The sequence below is a fragment of the Streptomyces sp. TLI_053 genome (genome assembly GCF_900105395.1).
Taxonomy (GTDB): domain Bacteria; phylum Actinomycetota; class Actinomycetes; order Streptomycetales; family Streptomycetaceae; genus Kitasatospora.
Genome location: NZ_LT629775.1, coordinates 4,050,552 through 4,069,453, shown reverse-complemented (window position 1 = coordinate 4,069,453; position 18,902 = coordinate 4,050,552). Strand labels below are relative to the sequence as shown.

14 protein-coding genes are annotated in these 18,902 nt (G+C 74.9%); 12 read left to right on the top strand and 2 right to left on the bottom strand.

Translation table 11 applies throughout. The features are described from left to right. Positions 1-64 precede the first annotated feature (64 nt). Positions 65-3,313: an ATP-dependent helicase gene (locus BLU95_RS16170; protein ID WP_093864912.1), complete on the top strand. Its 3,249-nt coding sequence runs from the start codon at positions 65-67 to the stop codon at positions 3,311-3,313. Between the two features lie 190 nt (positions 3,314-3,503). Further along, entirely contained in the window at positions 3,504-4,784 is a 1,281-nt protein-coding gene (locus BLU95_RS16165; RefSeq protein WP_159424901.1) for a PP2C family protein-serine/threonine phosphatase, read from the top strand. Positions 4,785-4,811: 27 nt separating this feature from the next. Here BLU95_RS16165 and BLU95_RS16160 read toward each other — a convergent pair whose 3' ends face one another. After that, positions 4,812-5,783 carry an endonuclease/exonuclease/phosphatase family protein gene (locus tag BLU95_RS16160; RefSeq protein ID WP_093860638.1) on the bottom strand — a complete coding sequence of 324 codons (972 nt, stop codon included), beginning with the start codon at positions 5,781-5,783 and terminating at the stop codon, positions 4,812-4,814. A 183-nt stretch (positions 5,784-5,966) separates the two neighbouring features. Here BLU95_RS16160 and BLU95_RS16155 point away from each other — a divergent pair, with 183 nt between their 5' ends. The 6 genes from BLU95_RS16155 to BLU95_RS16130 all read left to right on the top strand — a co-directional run bounded on the left by BLU95_RS16155 (position 5,967) and on the right by BLU95_RS16130 (position 14,274). Further along, on the top strand, positions 5,967-6,614 hold the full coding sequence (locus tag BLU95_RS16155) for a PadR family transcriptional regulator (RefSeq protein WP_093860637.1): 648 nt from the start codon (positions 5,967-5,969) through the stop codon (positions 6,612-6,614). 224 nt (positions 6,615-6,838) lie between these two features. Then, complete coding sequence (locus tag BLU95_RS16150; RefSeq protein ID WP_093860636.1) at positions 6,839-7,609, top strand: ABC transporter ATP-binding protein; 771 nt, start codon at positions 6,839-6,841, stop codon at positions 7,607-7,609. A gap of 379 nt (positions 7,610-7,988) precedes the next feature. Continuing rightward, the gene (locus BLU95_RS16145) at positions 7,989-10,481 is read left to right on the top strand and encodes an FtsX-like permease family protein (RefSeq protein ID WP_093860635.1); all 2,493 of its coding nucleotides are present in this window, start codon (positions 7,989-7,991) and stop codon (positions 10,479-10,481) included. Positions 10,482-10,654: 173 nt separating this feature from the next. After that, a complete protein-coding gene (locus BLU95_RS16140; RefSeq protein WP_093860634.1) occupies positions 10,655-12,067 on the top strand; it encodes a dipeptidase in 1,413 nt (470 codons plus the stop codon). 90 nt (positions 12,068-12,157) lie between these two features. Beyond that, positions 12,158-13,108 carry an NAD(+) diphosphatase gene (nudC, locus tag BLU95_RS16135; RefSeq protein WP_093860633.1) on the top strand — a complete coding sequence of 317 codons (951 nt, stop codon included), beginning with the start codon at positions 12,158-12,160 and terminating at the stop codon, positions 13,106-13,108. A gap of 311 nt (positions 13,109-13,419) precedes the next feature. After that, positions 13,420-14,274, top strand: a complete 855-nt coding sequence (locus BLU95_RS16130) for a GntR family transcriptional regulator (protein ID WP_093860632.1) — start codon at positions 13,420-13,422, stop codon at positions 14,272-14,274. 147 nt (positions 14,275-14,421) lie between these two features. Here BLU95_RS16130 and BLU95_RS16125 read toward each other — a convergent pair whose 3' ends face one another. Then, a complete protein-coding gene (locus BLU95_RS16125) occupies positions 14,422-14,679 on the bottom strand; it encodes a mycoredoxin (protein ID WP_030392921.1) in 258 nt (85 codons plus the stop codon). Between the two features lie 270 nt (positions 14,680-14,949). On the opposite strand from BLU95_RS16125, the gene BLU95_RS16120 reads away from it, so the two are divergent. The 4 genes from BLU95_RS16120 to BLU95_RS45565 all read left to right on the top strand — a co-directional run bounded on the left by BLU95_RS16120 (position 14,950) and on the right by BLU95_RS45565 (position 18,873). Continuing rightward, the gene (locus BLU95_RS16120) at positions 14,950-17,217 is read left to right on the top strand and encodes an ATP-dependent DNA helicase UvrD2 (RefSeq protein WP_093860631.1); all 2,268 of its coding nucleotides are present in this window, start codon (positions 14,950-14,952) and stop codon (positions 17,215-17,217) included. A 250-nt stretch (positions 17,218-17,467) separates the two neighbouring features. Beyond that, positions 17,468-17,944 (top strand): hypothetical protein, encoded by a 477-nt coding sequence (locus BLU95_RS16115; protein WP_093860630.1) that lies wholly within the window; start codon positions 17,468-17,470, stop codon positions 17,942-17,944. 168 nt (positions 17,945-18,112) lie between these two features. Then, a complete protein-coding gene (locus tag BLU95_RS16110; protein ID WP_369826142.1) occupies positions 18,113-18,478 on the top strand; it encodes a WhiB family transcriptional regulator in 366 nt (121 codons plus the stop codon). Further along, positions 18,475-18,873, top strand: a complete 399-nt coding sequence (locus BLU95_RS45565) for a putative WhiB-interacting protein (protein WP_353653569.1) — start codon at positions 18,475-18,477, stop codon at positions 18,871-18,873. Before BLU95_RS16110 ends, BLU95_RS45565 begins: the two co-directional genes overlap by 4 nt. Positions 18,874-18,902 lie beyond the last annotated feature (29 nt).

Sequence of the window (18,902 nt, the reverse complement as noted above, 5' to 3'; positions counted from 1 at the left end):
CGCAACACGTGGCCGTCGCCACAGCGGCGCCCGGGCTGTCGGCGGGCCCCGTTACCGTTGCGTGGTGACCGCCGTGCTCAGCCATCCCGATCAGCTCAAGGAGCTGCTGGGCATCCCCTTCAACCGGGAGCAGATCGCGGCGATCGGCGCCCCGTTGCGGCCCGCCGTCATCGTCGCCGGCGCCGGCTCCGGCAAGACCACCGTGATGGCCGCCCGGGTGGTCTGGCTGGTCGGCTCCGGCGCCGTCCGCCCCGAGCAGGTCCTCGGCCTCACCTTCACCAACAAGGCCGCCGGCGAACTCGCCGAGCGCGTCCGCGCGGCCCTGCGCCAGGCCGGGGTCGGGCAGCCCCCGGCGGACGACGACCGGTACGCCGCCCCCGCCGACGAGGCCCTCGGCGAACCCGAGATCTCCACCTACCACGCCTTCGCCGGTCGCCTCCTCAAGGAGCACGGCCTGCGCATCGGCATCGAGCCGGACGTCCGGCTGCTCGCCGACGCCACCCGCTTCCAGCTCGCCGCCAAGGTGCTGCGCTCCGCCCGGGGCCCCTTCCCCGCCCTCACCGGCACCTTCACCGGCCTGGTCGCCGACCTCACCGCCCTCGACGGCGAACTCGCCGAGCACCTCGTCACGCCCGAGCGGCTGCGCGCCCACGACGAGGAGCTGCTCGACACCCTGGCCGGCGTCCGGCTGAGCAACGAGGACCTGCGGGCGGTGCCCGCCGGCGCCCGGGCCCGGCTGGAGCTGCTGCGCCTGGTCGAGGACTACCGGCGCCGCAAGAGCGCGGCCGGTCTGATGGACTTCGGCGACCAGATCGCCGCCGCCGCCCGGCTCGCCCAGCAGCGGCCGGAGGTCGGCGCCCTGCTGCGGGACCAGTACCGGGTGGTGCTGCTCGACGAGTACCAGGACACCTCCGTCGCCCAGCGCCTGATGCTGGCCGGTCTGTTCGGCGCCGGCCCGGACGGCCCCGCCCCCGGCCACCCGGTCACCGCCGTCGGCGACCCCTGCCAGGCCATCTACGGCTGGCGCGGCGCCTCCGTCGCCAACCTCGACGACTTCCCGCACCATTTCCCCGCCGCCGACGGCACCCCCGCCGACCGGTACGCGCTCAGCGAGAACCGGCGCAGCGGCGGCCGGCTGCTCGCCCTCGCCAACGGGCTCGCCGCGCCGCTGCGCGCCATGCACGAGGGCGTCGAGGCGCTGCGCCCCGCCCCCGGCGCCGAACTCGACGGCCGGGTGCTGGCCGCGCTGCTGCCCACCCACGCCGAGGAGATCGACTGGCTCGCCGACCGGATCGCCCACCTGGTGCGCACCGGCACCGCCCCCGGCCGGATCGCCGTGCTGTGCCGGGGCGGCGCGGCCTTCCCCGACGTGCACGCCGCGCTGGTCGCCCGCGAGGTACCGGTCGAGGTGGTCGGCCTCGGCGGGCTGCTCCACCTGCCCGAGGTCGCCGACCTGGTGGCGGTGTGCGAGGTGCTCCAGGACCCGACCGCCAACGCCGCGCTGGTCCGGCTGCTGATCGGCCCGCGCTGGCGGATCGGCCCGCGCGACCTCGCGCTGCTCGGCCGGCGCGCCGCCGAACTGGTCCGCACCGCGCGCCCCGAGGGCGTGGAGCCGCTCGCCGCCGCCGTCGCCGAGACCGACCCGACCGAGGTGGTCTCGCTCGCCGACGCCCTGGAGAGCTTCCTGGACGGCGAGGAGCCCGAGGAGCCGGACGCCCCGCAGTTCTCCGCCGAGGCCCGGATCCGCTTCGCCCGGCTCGCCCGCGAACTGCGGGAGCTGCGCCGCTCGCTCGCCGAACCGCTGATGGACGTGCTGCACCGGGTGCTCGCCGTCACCGGCCTGGAGGTCGAACTCGCCGCCTCCCCGCACGCGCTCGCAGCCCGCCGCCGGGAGACCCTGCACGCCTTCCTCGACGTCGCCGCCTCCTTCTCCGACCTCGACGGCGACCCGGGCCTCGCCGCCTTCCTCGGCTTCCTGCGGGCCGCCCAGGAGCACGACCGGGGCCTGGACGCCGGTCTGCCCGGCGGCGAGGACACCGTCAAGGTCCTCACCGCGCACAAGTCCAAGGGCCTGGAGTGGGACGTCGTGGCGGTGCCCGGTCTGGTCCGGGGCGCCTTCCCGTCCTCGACCCCGCGCGAGCGGTGGACCAGCGCCAAGCGGGTCCTGCCGCACGCCCTGCGCGGCGACGCGGCCACCCTGCCCGATGTGCGGGGCGGCTGGAACGCGAAGGCCATGAAGGAGTTCAAGGCCGCCCTGGCCGAGCACTCCGCCACCGAGGAACTGCGCCTCGGCTACGTCGCCTTCACCCGCCCCCGGTCCCTGCTGCTCGCCTCCGGCCACTGGTGGGGGCCCAGCCAGAAGACCCCGCGCGGCCCCTCGGCCTTCCTGGAGCAGCTGCGCGAGCACGCCGAGCTGCCGGGCAACGGCGAGGTCGACCACTGGGCCGAGCCGCCCGCGGAGGACGCCGAGAACCCGGCGCTCGCCGCACCCGTCGAACGCCCCTGGCCGCTGCCGCTGGACCCGGCCGCCCAGCACGCCCGCCGCCGGGTCGCCGAGGTCGTGCACCGGCGCCTGGCCGGGCAGCCCGCCCCCGAGCCCGGGCCGATGGCGCCCGAGGACCGCCGGCTGGTCGAGTCCTGGGACCGCGACCTGACCGCGCTGATCGGCGAGTTGGAGCGCTCCCGCGGCCGGGTGCGGGAGGTGCCGCTGCCGGCCTCGCTCTCCGCCACCCAGCTGCTGCGGCTGGCCGCCGACCCGGACGGCTTCGCGCACGACCTCGCCCGCCCGATGCCCCGCCCGCCGCAGCCCGCGGCCCGGCGCGGCACCCGCTTCCACGCCTGGGTGCAGTCGCGGATCGAACCGCTGATGCTGATCGGCCCGGGCGCGCTGCCCGGTGCCGACGACGACGGAATCGAGGACGAGCAGGACCTGGAGCGCCTCAAGGAGGCGTTCCTGCGCACCCCGTACGCGGACCGGGCCCCGCTGCGGGTCGAGGCACCGTTCCAGCTGGTGCTGGCGGGCCGGGTGGTGCGCGGCCGGATCGACGCGGTCTACCGTGACGGTGACGGCGGGTCAGAAATCGGCGGCGCGTCACGCTACGAAGTGGTGGACTGGAAGACGCACCGCGAGGAGACCGCCGACCCGCTCCAACTCGCCGTGTACCGACTGGCGTGGGCCGAACAGGCCGGCGTTCCGCCGGAGCAGGTCACGGCCTCGTTCCTGTACGTCCGGAGCGGCCGGATCGAACAACCCGCAGGACTTCCCGACCGAAAAGAGTTGGAACGGCTCCTGATCGGGAACAGTGAAGAATGAGTCACAGAGAGCATTCAAGTCATCACGGCATCGGGCGAAACCTGTGCGTAGTGCACGTTTCGCGCCTATTGTGGGGTCGGTAACCGGTCAACCCCCGTGCTCCGGCCGCCAGCGAGGCCCGTATTCCCTAACCCTCAGTCATCACCGCAGGTGCCCCCGGGCATCCGCGTCTTCTGCTGGAGAACCGAAGTTGAGCGCGACCGGATGGATCAGAGAACGGTTCGCCGGGCCGACCCCGGGAACCGCACCCGGCGCGACCGGCACCTGGCCGAGGACGGCGTTGTCGCTGCCGTTCATCGGTATGGCGCTGGTTGTCGTCCTCGACTACTTCACCGACGCCGCGGTGACCGTCGAACCGGCGCTCACCGCCGTCCCCGCGCTGGCCGCCGTGGTCAGCCGCCGCACCTGGTACCCCCTCGCCATCGGCGCCTGCACCGAGCTCGCGGCCTTCGCCATGGCCGTGCGCAACGACGTGCTCGCCGAGTCCGTGCACAGCGCCACCGTCTTCGCCATCGTCCTCGTCGCCGTGATCAGCTGGGTCAGTGCCACCCTGAGGCTGCGCCAGGAGCGCCTCCTCGCCGACGCCCAGCTGGTCGCCTCCATCGCCCGGCGCGTCCTGCTGCGCCCCGTCCCCGACCGGGTCGGGACCGTCCGCGCCGCCGTCCACTACGCGGCCGCCGCCGCCCACGCCCGCATCGGCGGCGACCTCTACGAAGTCGTCAACACCCGGCACGGTGTGCGTGCCGTCGTCGGCGACGTGCGCGGCAAGGGTCTCGGCGCGGTCGAGACCGCCGCCGCCGTGCTCGGCGCCTTCCGCGAGGCGGCCCACCAGGAGGCCGCCCTCGACAAGGTCGCCGGCTGGCTCGCCGACAGCCTCGACCGCGCCCTGCACGAGAACGACCACCCCGGCGTCGAGGAGGAGTTCGTCACCCTCGTCCTGATCGGCGTCGGCCCCGACGGCACCGCCGAGATCGTCAACTGCGGCCACCCCGCCCCGCTGCTGCTGCGCGGCGGCGAGGCCGTCCGTCCGCTCGAACTCGCCGAGACGGTGCCCCCGCTCGGCGTCCTCGACCCCCTCGACGTCCGGCCCCCGGTCCACCGGGTCCCGCTCCGCCCCGGAGACCGGGTCCTGCTCTTCACCGACGGCGTCATCGAGGCCCGCGACCGGGCCGGCGTCTTCTACCCGCTCGCCGAACGCTTCCCCCGGCACGCCGACGGCGGACCGGTGGAGGTGCTGCGCCGCCTGCACGAGGACGTCGTGCGCCACGTCGGACGCCAGCTCGGCGACGACGCGGCCATGCTGCTGCTCCAGTACGACCCGCCGCCGGTCACCGACCGGCCCGTCACCGCCACCGCCGTCGCGGCCGCGCCGGCCCCGGCCGATCCCGGCGGGCAGCCCGCCCCGCCGGCCCCGCGCGCGCCGTCCGTCCCGCACGTCCCGCAGCAGAACGCGCACCTGACCCGGCAGTAGCGCGCCCTCTCCCGGCGGCGGGATCCGCTACAGCGAGACCCGGACCACCAGCGGGCGGTGGTCCGACACCGCCGTGCGCGGCGCCGTCGCCGGGCCCACCGCCGTCCGCGGCACCCCCACCGCCAGCACGTGGTCGAACTGCACCGCCGGCCGGTGCGAGGGGTAGGTGGGCGTGCGCGCCAGGTCGTACCAGCCCTGGAGCCGCGCCCGCGGCTCCCGAACCCGCCGCCGGCGCGGCTCCACCAGCGCGGGCCGGGCCCGCCGGGCCGCCCGCAGCTCCCGCACCCGCGCCCGGGGGGCCGAGCGCTCCAGCGCGCTCGCCCCGCCCAGCACCGTGCGCGGCACCGCGCCCACCAGGTTGAAGTCCCCCAGCACCAGGTACGGCTGCGGCAGGTCGGCGATCCACCGGCGGATCGCCGCCAGCTGCGCCATGTTCCAGCCCGGCACGAAGGACAGGTGCGCCGCGACCACCGTGAACGGCCCCTGCCCGCCCTCCAGCACCGCCGCGAGTGCCGCGCGCGGCTCGTCCGGAACGGGCGTCAGCCCGCGCCGGCCGGCCACCCGCAGCGGGAGTCCGAACGGCGCCGGCGCGAACCGGCGGGCCCGCCAGTGCAGCACCGGCAGCCGGGTCAGCAGCGCGGTGCCGTAGGCGGGCGGTGCCTGCCCGTCGAGGTCGGCCGGTCCGTACACCTGGATCCCGGGCGGCGCCGAGGGCTCCGGCAGCCAGCCGGCCACCGGCGCGGGGCGGCCGTGCAGGGCCGCGGCGAAGCGCCAGTCGGTGGCGCCCATCGCGGCGGCGGCGACGGCCGCCTGGTCGGTTCCGCCCGAGCGGGCCTGGTGCCGGTCCACCTCCTGGAGGGCCAGTACGTCGGCGTCCAGCGCGGCCACCGCCTCCGCGAGCGGTGCCGCGGGGTCGGGCGGGAAGGGCCGCGGGGCGCCGTCGGGGGCCAGCGGTCGGCCGTGCAGCAGGTTGAAGGTGGCGATGCGCAACTGGCTCACGCGGTACGACGTTACCGGTCGCCGTCGGCCCGCCCGCGTCGGCTCCCGCTCCGGGGGTCCGGGCGGAGGTCTCCGCTGGGTCCCGGCAGGTCCTCGGCGGGGCGTCCCGGCAGGGCTTCTCGGCACGGCGCCCCTCGGGGTCCCGGCTTGACCCGTCGAGCATACCGGGTATACATACTCGGTATGTCCATTCGCCACGGCCTGCTCGCCCTGCTCGACCAGGGGCCGCGCTACGGCTACCAGCTGAGAACCGAGTTCGAGGCGCGCACCGGCGCCACCTGGCCGCTCAACGTCGGCCAGGTCTACACCACCCTGGCCAGACTGGAGCGCGACGGACTGGTCGTCCCCGCCGGCGAGGACGAGGAGGGCCACCAGTTCTACGAGGCCACCGAGGCCGGCCGGGCCGAACTGCGGACCTGGTTCGACACCCCGGTGCCGCGCACCAACCCGCCCCGGGACGAACTCGCCATCAAGCTCGCCATGGCCGTCACCGTCCCGGGCGTCGACGTCCCCGCCGTGGTCCAGGGCCAGCGCCGGCACAGCATCAAGGCGCTCCAGGACTACACCCGGCTCAAGGCCCGCGCCCTGGCCGGGGAGAGCCGGCCCGGCGGGCCCGGGCAGCCCGGCGCCGACCTCGCCTGGCTGCTCGTGCTCGAACAGCTGATCTTCCAGACCGAGGCCGAGGTCCGCTGGCTCGACCACTGCGAGTCCCGGCTCGCCCAGCACGCGGAGACGGAGCAGGCCCGCGCGGCCGAGCAGCGCGCCGCGGGGGCGGGTGACGGCGCTGCGGCCGCGCCCGCCCGCTTCGGCCGCCGCCGCAGCAAGGCCTGACACCCGGCCCGCCGCGTCACCGGCGGGCCGGACCCGAACCGGCCCGAACGACCGGCCGGCCCGAACCGAAGCACCGGCCGAACCGGCCCGAACGCGAACCACCGGTCCGAACGACCGGCCGGCCCGAACCCGAACCACCGGCCCGAACGACCGGCCGGCCCGAACCGAAGCACCGGCCCGACCGCCGCCACCGCGCGACGGGCCCCACCACAGCAGGGGGAACCGTGTCCCACACCGATCCGACCAGCAGCGGCGCCGCCGTCCTGCACCTGGACAACGTCACCCGTGTCCACGGCCAGGGCGCCGCCGAGGTCCAGGCACTGCGGGGTGTCGACCTCAAGGTCCGCCCCGGCGAGTTCGTCGCCGTCATGGGCCCGTCCGGCTCCGGCAAGTCCACCCTGCTCACCCTCGCCGGCGGCCTCGACACCCCCAGTACCGGCCAGGTCCTGGTCGAGGGCGTCGCGCTCGGCGGCCTCAACCGCAAGAAGCTCGCCGAGGTCCGCCGCCGCTCCGTCGGCTACGTCTTCCAGGACTACAACCTGATACCGGCCCTCACCGCCGCCGAGAACATCTCGCTGCCGCGCGAACTCGACGGCGTGTCCGCCCGCGCCGCCCGCCGGGAGGCCCTCGTCGCCCTGGAGGAGCTCGGCATCCCCGAACTCGCCGACCGCTTCCCCGACGACATGTCCGGCGGCCAGCAGCAGCGCGTCGCCATCGCCCGCGCCCTCATCGGCGACCGCCGTCTCGTCCTCGCCGACGAGCCCACCGGTGCCCTCGACTCCACCACCGGCGAGTCCGTGCTCGCCGTGCTGCGCGCCCGCTGCGACGCCGGCGCCGCCGCCATGATGGTCACCCACGAGGCCCGGCACGCCGCCTGGGCCGACCGCGTGGTCTTCCTCCGCGACGGCCGCATGGTCGACGAGAGCGCCAGCCAGGACGCCGGCAGCCTGCTCGTCGCCGCCGCCACCAACGCGAAGGGCCCGGTGGCGGAGTGAAGCTCAGCTCCTGGCGGGTCGCCCTGCGCATCGCCCGCCGCGACGCCCTGCGCGCCAAGGGCCGCAGCGCCCTCGTCGTCGCCATGGTCGCCCTGCCCGTGCTCGGCGTCGCCGGCGCCGACGTCGTCTTCCGCAGCGCCGAACTCGACCCGGTCGAGAAGGTCGTCCGCACCATGGGCCAGTCCTCCGCCGACCTGCGGATCCTCGACCGCGGCGCCGTCGTGCTCCAGGCCCCCGACCCCGAGGAGGACTTCCGGGTCACCGACGCCGGGGAGACCAAGAAGGAGAACGGGCAGCCCGCCTACACCCCGAACAGCGGATCAGCCTCGACACCGAGCCCGCCGACCTCGCCCGTCGGCTGCTGCCCGGCGCCACCCTGGTGCCGTACCGCGAGGGTCCCTTCACCGCCACCAGCACCGCCGAGGGCCTCACCAACGTCCGGATCACCGAGGCCGACCTCGCCGACCCCGTCTGGCGCGGCCGCTACAACATCGTCAAGGGCCGTGCCCCCAGCGCCGACCACGAGGTGGCCGTCAGCCAGGAGTTCCTGAACACCTCCGGGCTGAGGATCGGCGACCGCACCGCGCCCCGCGGCCTCCAGGCCACCCCGTACACCATCACCGGCGTCGCCGAGTACCCCGGCGAGCTGCGCTCCGCCGTGCTGTTCGCCCGCCCGGGCGCCCTGATCGACAAGCTCGAGAACCCGTCCGGCGCGCCCCGCGGCACCACCTCGGTGAGCGAGGGGGTCAGCCATTGGCTGGTCAAGCTCCCGGCCGGGGCCGGTCTCGACTGGTCCAAGGTGATGGAGCTCAACAAGTACGGCTTCATCGCCTCCTCGCGCGCCGTGCTGCTCGACCCGCCGGCCCGCTCCGAGGTGCCCTTCTACGCCTACCTGGACAGCCGCGGCAGCGGCAGTCCCACCCCCTTCTTCGACCGGACCGCGGTCGTCATTCTCGGCACCGTGGTCGGCATGGCCCTGCTGGAGATCGTCCTGCTGGCCGGTCCCGCCTTCGCCGTCGGCGCCCGCCGCTCCCGCCGCCAGCTCGGTCTGCTCGCCGCCGGCGGCGGTGACCGTGCCCAGGTGCGGGCCGTCGTCCTCGGCGGCGGTGTCGTGCTCGGCCTCACCGGCGCCGTCGTCGGCCTGGTCGGCGGCATCGGCCTCGTCGCGCTGTTCCGCACCCGCGCCGAGGCGGCCGCCGGCGAGCGCTTCGGCCACTTCGACCTGCAGCCGCTCGACCTGCTCGGCATCCTGCTGATCGGTCTCGTCACCGGTCTGCTCGCCGCCGTCGTGCCCGCCGTCCAGGCCTCCCGGCAGGACGTCGTCGCCGCCCTCACCGGGCGCGACACGCTCAAGCCGCCCAGCCGCAAGCTCGCCCTGCTCGGCCTGCTGATGCTCGGCGGCGGCTCCGCCCTCGCCCTGCTCGGCTCCACCGGCGGCTTCGGCGGCCGCTCCCTCTCCGTGCTCGGCGGCTCCGTGGTCGCCGAACTCGGCATGGTCGCCCTCACCCCCTACCTGGTCGGCCTGTTCGGCCGGATCGGCCGCTGGCTGCCGCTCGGCCCCCGCCTCGCCCTGCGCGACTCCGTCCGCCACCGCGGCCGCACCGCCCCCGCCGTCGCCGCCGTCATGGCCGCCGTCGCCGGCAGCGTCGCCGTCGGTGTCTACGTCGCCAGCAGCGACGAGCAGCACCGCCGCGAGTACGTGGCCGCCGGACCGGCCAACGCCGTCATCCTGGCCAGCGGCTGGGGCGCCTCCGCCGACGGTTCGATGCTGGCCCAGCAGCGCGGCGCCGTGCAGAACTCCGTCCCCGGCCTCGGCGCCCGCGCCGACGTCCAGCGGGTCACCTACCTCGGCGACTGCCGGGCCGGCGGCAACAGCTGCGGCAGCGTCTCGGTGGCCCTGCCCGAGGAGCGGCAGTGCCCGATCTGGGGCAAGAACCGGCGCAGCCTCACCGCGGAGGACATCGACCGGCTCGGCCGTGAGGACCCGCGCTGCAAGGAGGACCGGATCAGCCGGGGCAACAGCTTCGGCTCCGTCCAGGTCGGCGACGCGAACCTGCTGCGCAACCTCTACGGCATCGCCGACCCGGCCTTCGGGCAGGCGGTCGCCGCCGGCAAGGCCGTCGTCTTCGACGAGCGGTACCTCAAGGACGGCAAGGTCTCCATCGACCTCACCGAGCCCTACCCGGCCGGGCCGATGGACGCGAACTTCGAGCCCGCCGTGCGCACCGTCACCGTCGACGCCGTGCTCGCGGCCGGAGACGCCGCCCTCGGCGGAACCGCCGTGGTCGGCGCCGACACCGTCCGCCGCCTCGGCCTCACCAGCACCGACGCCGGCTCCGTCTGGCTGCCCGACACCGCGCCCACCGACGGCAGCGAGCAGCGGGCCCGCGCGGCCCTGGCCAAGCTGTCCGACGGCATCGACTTCGAGGTCGAGCGCGGCTACCGGTCCCCGGGCGACCTGATCAGCCTCGGGCTCACCGCGTTCGCCGGCCTCGTGGCCCTCGGCGCCGCCGGGATCGCCACCGGCCTCGCGGCCGCCGACTCCCAGCGCGACCTCACCACCCTCGCCGCCGTCGGGGCCGCGCCCCGGATCCGGCGCACCCTCTCCGGGTTCCAGTGCGGGGTCATCGCCGCCATGGGCGCCCTGCTCGGAGCGGTCGCGGGCGTGGTGCCCGCGGTCGCCCTGCGCAAGGTCGAGGCGGCCTCGGCGGCCTACCCCGGGATGAGCCTCCAGGAGGAGGCGGCCAAGGGCGCCCTGGTGTTCCCCTGGTTCACCATCGCCGGCACCGTGATCCTGCTGCCGCTGCTCGCGGTCGGGCTGGCCGCGCTGCTCACCCGCTCGCGGATCTCGCTGCTGCGCCGCTCCGGCTGATCCGGAAGGTCCGTCCCGTCGTCCCGTCGTCCCGTCGACCTCTCCGTCGACCCGTCGCCCCCGGCGCCGCTCCCCGCGCGCGTCCGGGGGTGACGGACGTTACAGGCCCCGCGACGGCCACCGGGTGGGACCGGGGCCGCTGCGGGGTGCCCGGGCGAACTAAAGTCGTCGGTATGACGAGAACCCCGGACAGCGTCGTCCGCTCCTTCATCGACCAGCACCAGACCGCCTTCCTCGCGGACCTCGCCGACTGGCTGCGCATCCCCTCGGTGTCCGCCGACCCCGGCCGGGCCGGGGACGTGCGGCGCTCCGCCGAGTGGCTGGCCGCCAAGCTGCGCGACACCGGCTTCCCGGTGGCCGAGGTGTGGGAGACGGACGGCCTGCCGGCGGTCTTCGCCGAGTGGCCGTCCGGGGACGCGTCCGCGCCGACCGTGCTCGTCTACGGGCACCACGACGTGCAGCCCGCCGCCCGTGAGGACGGCTGGGCGACCGACCCGTTCGAGCCGACCGTGGTCGGCAACCGGCTGTACGCCCGGGGCGCCGCCGACGACAAGGGCCAGGTCTTCTTCCACACCCTCGGGGTGCGGGCCCACCTGGCCGCCACCGGCCGCACCGCGCCGGCCGTCAACCTCAAGCTGCTGGTCGAGGGCGAGGAGGAGTCCGGCTCGCCGCACTTCGCCGAGCTGGTCCGCCGCGAGGCCGAGCGGCTGGCCGCCGATGTCGTCATCATCTCGGACACCGGCATGTGGTCCGAGACCACGCCGACCGTCTGCACCGGCATGCGCGGTCTCGCGGACGCCCAGATCGACCTGTTCGGCCCGGACACCGACATCCACTCCGGCTCCTTCGGCGGCGCCGTGCCCAACCCGGCCGCCGTCGCCGCCGAGCTGGCCGCCGGCCTGCACGACGCCGACCACCGGGTCGCCGTGCCCGGTTTCTACGACGGCGTGGTCGAGCTGACCGACCGCGAGCGCGAGCTCTTCGCCGAGCTGCCCTTCGACGAGGCCGCCTGGCTGAAGGTCGCCAAGTCGTACGGCACCCGCGGCGAGGCCGGCTACTCCACCCTGGAGCGGATCTGGGCCCGCCCGACCGCCGAGGTCAACGGCATCTGGGGCGGCTACACCGGCCCCGGCGGCAAGACCATCGTGCCCGCCTCGGCCCATCTGAAGCTGTCCTTCCGGCTGGTCGCCGGGCAGGAGGTGGAGAAGGTCCGCGAGGCCGTCCGCTCCTGGGTGGCCGACCGGGTGCCCGAGGGCATCAGGTACGAGCTGGTCTTCCCGGGCGCCACCAGGCCCTGCCTGACCCCGCTGGACCACCCGGCCCTGCAGTCCACCGTCCGGGCGATGGGACGGGCCTTCGAGCAGCGGATCCTGTTCACCCGTGAGGGCGGTTCCGGCCCCGCCGCCGACCTGCAGGACGTGCTCGGCGCGCCGGTGCTGTTCCTCGGCATCTCGGTGCCCTCGGACGGCTGGCACTCGGTGGACGAGAAGGTCGAGCTGGACCTGCTGGCCAAGGGCGTCGAGACTGCCGCCTACCTGTGGGCCGACCTCGCCGAGAACTGGCGGCCCGGCGGCGGGCAAGAGTGAATCGGCAGCGCGCGGCCGGGGCGCCGGGGGACGCCCGTCGCCCCGCCCGCGCGGCGCACCCGACCCGTCCGGAAGACTCATCACGTGGGGATGGAACAGTTGAGCACCGTGCCTGAGACCGAACACCCGCTGCACCTGGCGCTGGCCCGGGCCGGGGTGGACCGGGCGGCCCAGCACCGGTTCGACGAGCCCTGGCTGGCGGCCGCGTGGAGCCACCCGTCCACCAAGGTGCTGCCGATCGCCGGCGGCGAGGCGTTCGTGGTGGACAGCGGGCAGGGGACCGAACTGGTCCTGCTGCCCTCCTTCGAGGCACCGCAGACCGGCGACCGGTACTTCCTCGGGACCGACGAGGACGGCGTCTCCTACTTCGCGCTGGCGGGCGAGAGCCTGCCGGGCCGGCTGGACGGCGACGCCCGTCCGGCCGGGCTGCGCGAGGTCGGGGCGCTGCTCTCCGACCGGGACGCCGGGCTGCTGGTGCACGCCGTCGCCCTGGAGCACTGGCACCGGCTGCACAGCTTCTGCTCGCGCTGCGGCCACCCGACCGAGAAGGCCGGTGCCGGGCACGTGCGGCGCTGCACCTCCTGCGCGGCCGAGCACTACCCGCGCACCGACCCGGCCGTGATCATGATGATCACCGACGAGCAGGACCGCTGCCTGCTCGGCCGCCAGGCGCTCTGGCCCGAGGGCCGCTGGTCGACGCTGGCCGGTTTCGTCGAGCCGGGGGAGTCGATCGAGCAGGCGGTCGTGCGCGAGGTGTTCGAGGAGGCCGGGGTGAAGGTCGCCGAGGTCTCCTACGTGGCCAGCCAGCCGTGGCCGTTCCCGTCCAGCCTGATGCTGGGCTTCCTGGGCAAGGCGCACCCGGACGGCACCGCGATCACCGTGGACGGGGAGGAGCTGGCCGAGGCGCGCTGGTTCTCCCGGGAGGAGCTGCGGGCGGGCATGGCGGCGGGGGAGATCCTGCCGCCGTCCGGGATCTCGATCGCCCGGCACCTGGTCGAGCTCTGGTACGGCGAGCCGCTGCCGTCGGCGGCCCGCTGGTAGTTCCGGCGGCGGTCCAGCGGGGCCGGTCCGGATCCGGGGTTCCGGGTCCGGATGTTCGGAACTGTTCGGGGCCGGGGCCCGGATCCGGGGTTCCGGTCCGGGGTTTCGGAGCGTTCCAGGGATTGGGGGCGCGCAGAGTTGATTCGCGCGCCCCCAATTTCCATTCCGAACCCGTCTCCCCAGGATGTTCGTAACCGGAGCGGCCCTGCCCGGAAGGGGCGGGGGGCGCCGACCGGACACCGTCACCGATCCCGGGCGACTTTGCGGCAAACGCCTGAAAGCCGCTCACCCGTCTCGCTACATTCACTCGGGTGACAATCCCCCGGGGCACCGCCCAATCCCCCAAATACCAGCGCCTCGCCGCGGACCTGCGCCGCCGGATCGCGGAGGGCGAGTTCACCACCGCCGCCGCCCTCCCGGTCGAGAGCGAGCTGGAGCGCCAGTACGGCGTCGCCCGCAACACCGTCCGCCTCGCCGTCGACGTCCTCGTCAACGAGGGCCGGCTCGTCCGGCTCCAGGGCAAGGGCACCTATCTGCGCGAGCACCCGGTGCTCGATCACCGCGCCTACGGGCCCGCCCCCCGCCTCGAACCGCAGGGCCCCGCCGCGCTGGACTGCCTGGCCACCCCCAGCGAGGTCTACCGGGGCGAGGCCGACGACAGTGGCCGCGAGCTCACCGTCGACTTCGAGATGATGATCGTCCGGGCCCGCGTCGACATCGCCGAGCGGCTCGGACTGCGTCCCGGCGAGGCGATCGTGGTCCGCCGCCAGCTGCGGCTGCTCGACCGCGAGCCGTACTCCATCGAGGAGAGCCACTACCGGGCCGGTCTCGCGGCCGGCACCCCGCTGATGGAACCCGACCAGATCGACGGCGGCGACGAGGCCGTGCTCGCCGCCCTCGGGCGCACCGAGGTCGGCGCCGTCGACCACCTGGTGGCCAGGATGCCCGGCCCCGAGGAGGCCCAGTGGTTCCAGGGCGGCCCCGGGGTGCCGCTGGTGGTCCAGACCCGGGTCACCTACGACCGGCGCGGGCCGGTCCGGGTGATCGAGACCCGCTACTCGGCCGACCGCAGCCGGCTGGTCTACGGGGTCGGCGACCTCGCCGCCCGGACCACGCTGCCCGCGCCGGCCGCCCCCGTCGACCCGGCCCGGGCCGACGCGCAGTGACCCGCGGTGCGGGCGCGCGCCGGCCGGGACCGCCCGGGGCCGGGCCGCCGGGGCCCTGCCGTCGGGGCCCTGCCGTCGGGCGTCGGGGCCGTACCGCCGGGTGTCGGGCCGCCGGGGCCGTACCGCCGGGTGTCGGACCGTCCGGCGTCAGGACGCCAGGGCCTTCTTCACCTGGAGCAGGCTCGGGTTGGTCATCACGACCCGCTCGCCACCGGCGGTCGGCGTCACCAGCACGGTCGGCACGGTCTGGTTGCCGTTGTTCACCGACTCCACGAAGGACGCCGACGCCGGGTCCTCCTCGATGTTGATCTCGGTGTAGCCGATGCCCTCGCGCTCCAGCTGGCTCTTGAGCCGGTTGCAGTAGCCGCACCAGGTCGTGCTGTACATCGTCACGCTGCCGGACATCGAGGGGACTCCTTCGGATAGCGAATCGGGTGGAGAGGGCGTGCGGACGCCAACGCGCGCGCGTACCGGTACCGCGTGCGTTCCACGGCTCCGGGGGGAGAACGTCCACCGCCCGGCGGTCATTCCACGGCGTCGGCCCCGCCGTACCGGCGCATGCCCGGGGGCACGCGCCCCGAGTGTGCCACCACCCGCCGTCCGCGCCGCGATCATCCGGCGATCGCACCGGGCTTGTGGACAACCCCGCCCGGGATGTCCGCCCGGGCTGAGAGGATGGAACGCATGCAGGAAGACCTCTTGAGCGGCAGCCCGTTCGACGGACACCAGGACGCCCACCGGACCGGTCACCCCGCCGCCGGCGGCCCCGACGCCGTCCTCGCCGGACTCGACCCCGAGCAGCGGGCCGTCGCCACCGCCCTGCACGGTCCCGTCTGCGTCCTCGCCGGCGCCGGCACCGGCAAGACCCGGGCCATCACCCACCGCATCGCCTACGGCGTGCGCAGCGGTGTCTACCAGCCCCAGCAGGTGCTCGCCGTCACCTTCACCGCCCGCGCCGCCGGCGAGATGCGCGGCCGCCTGCGCCAGCTCGGCGCCGAGGGCGTCCAGGCCCGCACCTTCCACGCCGCCGCGCTGCGCCAGCTCCACTACTTCTGGCCCCGCGCCATCGGCGGCCCCGTCCCGCAGCTGCTCGAGCGCAAGGTCCAGCTGGTCGCCGAGTCCGCCGGCCGCTGCGGCCTGCGCGTCCAGCGCACCGAGCTCCGCGACCTCACCGCCGAGATCGAATGGGCCAAGGTCACCCAGACCGGCCCGGACGACTACCCCGCCGCCGTCGCCAAGTCCGGCCGCGACGCCCCCCGCGACCCCGCCGAGACCGCCCAGGTCTACCGCGTCTACGAGGAGACCAAGAGCCGCCGCGGCAACATCGACTTCGAGGACGTGCTGCTGCTCACCGCCGCCATCCTGGAGGACCGGCCGGACATCGCCGACCAGGTCCGCGCCCAGTACCGGCACTTCACCGTCGACGAGTACCAGGACGTCTCCCCGCTCCAGCAGCGCCTCCTGGACCAGTGGACCGGCCCCGGCGGCGGCACCAGCCTCTGCGTCGTCGGCGACGCCAGCCAGACCATCTACTCCTTCACCGGCGCCACCCCGGACTACCTGCTCGGCTTCCGCGCCCGCCACCCCGAGGCCACCGTCGTCAAGCTGGTCCGCGACTACCGCTCCACCCCCCAGGTGGTCCACCTCGCCAACGGGCTGCTCGCCCAGGCCCGGGGCGAGGCCGCCCGTCACCGCCTCGAACTCGTCTCCCAGCGCGAGGCCGGCCCCGAGCCCCTCTACACCGAGTACGAGGACGAGCCCACCGAGGCCGAGACGACCGCCCGGCGGATCAAGGACCTCATCGCCGCCGGGGTGCGCGCCAGCGAGATCGCCGTCCTGTTCCGCACCAACGGCCAGTCCGAGGTCTACGAGCAGGCCCTCTCCGACCTCGCCGTCCCCTACCAGCTCAAGGGCGCCGAGCGGTTCTTCGAACGCCCCGAGGTCCGGGACGCCGGCGTCCTGCTCCGCGGCGCGGCCCGGGCCGGTTCCGACCCCGTCACCGACGGCGCCCCCGACCTCGCGGGGCAGGTCCGAGCCGTCCTCGCCGCCCGCGGCTTCACCCCCGAACCCCCCGCCGGTTCCGGCGCGGTCCGGGACCGCTGGGAGTCCCTCGCCGCCCTGGTCCGGCTGGCCGAGGAGTTCGAGCGGGGCCGCGCGGCCGAGGGCCTGACCACCGACCTCGCCGCCTACGTCGCCGAACTCGACGCCCGCGCCGCCGCCCAGCACGCCCCCGCGGTCGAGGGCGTCACCCTGGCCTCCCTGCACGCCGCCAAGGGCCTCGAGTGGGACGCCGTCTTCCTCGTCGGCCTCACCGAGGGCACCATGCCGATCATCTACGCCAAGACGGACGAGCAGGTCGAGGAGGAGCGCCGCCTCCTCTACGTCGGCGTCACCCGTGCCCGCAAGCACCTCACCCTCTCCTGGGCGCTCTCCCGCTCCCCGGGCGGCCGGGCCTCCCGCAAGCCCACCCGCTTCCTGGACGGGCTGCGGCCCGGCTCCAGCGCCCCCGGCAGTCGCCCCGCGAGCCGCGGCGGACGCGGCGGGGCCGAGGGCGGCGAGCGCTCCGCCGGGCGCCGGGTCCGCGGCCCGGTCACCTGCCGGGTCTGCGAGCGCGTCCTCACCGAGGCCGTCGAGCGCAAGCTCCGCCGCTGCGAGACCTGCCCCTCGACCATGGACGAGGCGCTCTACGAGCGGCTGCGCGAGTGGCGTGCCGCCCAGGCCAGGGAACAGGGCGCGCCCGCCTACGTCGTCTTCACCGACGCCACCCTGATGGCCATCGCCGAGGACGTCCCCGCCAACCGCCAGGAGCTGGCCTCGATCTCCGGGGTCGGGGCCATGAAGCTGGACAAATACGGGGCGGCCGTGCTCTCGTTGTGTGCGGGGGAGGAGCCCGAGGGGGATCCGGCGGACGTCATGGACGGTCGGTCGGACGAACCGGCCTGAGCCGGTCCGGGGCGATCACAGCCGGCGCCGGGGAGCGCCGAGGAGACCGTCGGGAAACTCGCCGGAAAAATAGTTTGCGCGCCGTACCGGGAGCGCAATAGCCTGCCGGAGCGGTCAAGGGGACGCGGTCGCACGGGGTGAAACCTGTCGCTGTGCCCCCCTGCCCCACCAGCTTCACCGAGACAGACATCCGAACAGTTCGGAGCCCGGGAGACCAGGCTCCGCGAGACGCCGAGAGGAGGCGAAGACAGTGGACATCATGAACACCAAAGTGACTGGCCAGACCGTCGACGCTGCCTCCCTGCGTGCCGCCAGCCTGCGGATCACCGCCGAGCTGTGCGGAACCGGTCTGGGTCTCGACGCCACCCGTGTCGCAGTCGCTCCCGTCTTCGCCGCCTCCGTTGTCAGTGGTCTTGGACACACTGGCCTCGGCAGCAATGGCAATGAGGGCGGCAGCTTCGACGGCACCCGTGTCGAGACTGGTCTGTCCCGTGACTGGGCCTCGGTCGATGCGTCGCGCTCCCCGCGTGACGAGCGACCGACCCAGGCACCGAAGGCGGCCGTAGCCGCCGCCATGCATGGCGGCTATGCGCAGGTCATCGGTGCCGGAAACGCCCAGAAGCAGAACGAGCAGCAGATCAAGCAGGCCATGGCCGTCTTTACGGACGCCACGGCCGTCCGGATGCGGGCCTTCCGCGGGCCTGAACCCTGGAGAGAACGAACCTGAGCAACCTCAGGTCGGCGCCTCCAGGGCCGCGGAACCCCGTCACACCGGGATCCGCGGCCCTTCTGTTTTGTCCGGTACGCAAGACCACCCAGGCCCTCCGGGGCCTCCGGCCCAGCCCCACCAGTCAGCTGAGCCGGACCCACTGAGAAGACGAGGAAGACGCACACAGTGTCCACGGTCATCACACCGCCCACCCCGTCCGTACCGCCGACAAGCCAGATCAAGGCCGACCAGGCCGACCCCCCGGAGGTTCTCCCCATGCAGTTCACCTCGATCGACCAGGCCGAGCAGCTCGGTCTCCCCATCCCGTGCCGCGCCTTCGACCCCGAGGTCTTCTTCGCCGAGACGCCCGCCGACGTCGAGTACGCGAAGTCCCTCTGCGGCACCTGCCCGGTCAAGGACGCGTGTCTCACCGGTGCGGTCGAGCGCCGCGAGCCGTGGGGCGTCTGGGGTGGCGAGCTCTTCGTCCAGGGTGTCGTCGTGGCCCGCAAGCGGCCCCGCGGCCGCCCGCGCAAGACCGAGGTCGCGGCGTGAACCCCGCGTCCGGGGCCGAGGCCGTCCGCCGGGGAGAGCAGCCCCTGCCGGACAACTCCCTCCGGCGCTCCGTACGCCTCGCGGCCGCCAAGGCCGACGCCGCCCGCATCCACCCCTTCCCGACGACGCACCCCGAGCAGGACCACCACATGACCGCCGCCGCCATCGATCCGACCGTCCGCGCTGAGCAGACCACCGAACTTCAGATCCAGAACAGGACCCTCGAAATGCAACTTCTCCACGAATCCCTGGCCCGGGCCCATATGCAAGAGCGCCTCCAGGAGGCCGAGCACCAACGGCTCGTCGGCCGGGTCGCCCGGGCCCACCGGCTCAAGCAGAAGGCCGAGCGCGCCTCGCTGCGTGCCCGCAAGGCCATCGCCGTCGCCCTGATGTGACATCGCCCCGAGGTCGGACCGCCGAAAGG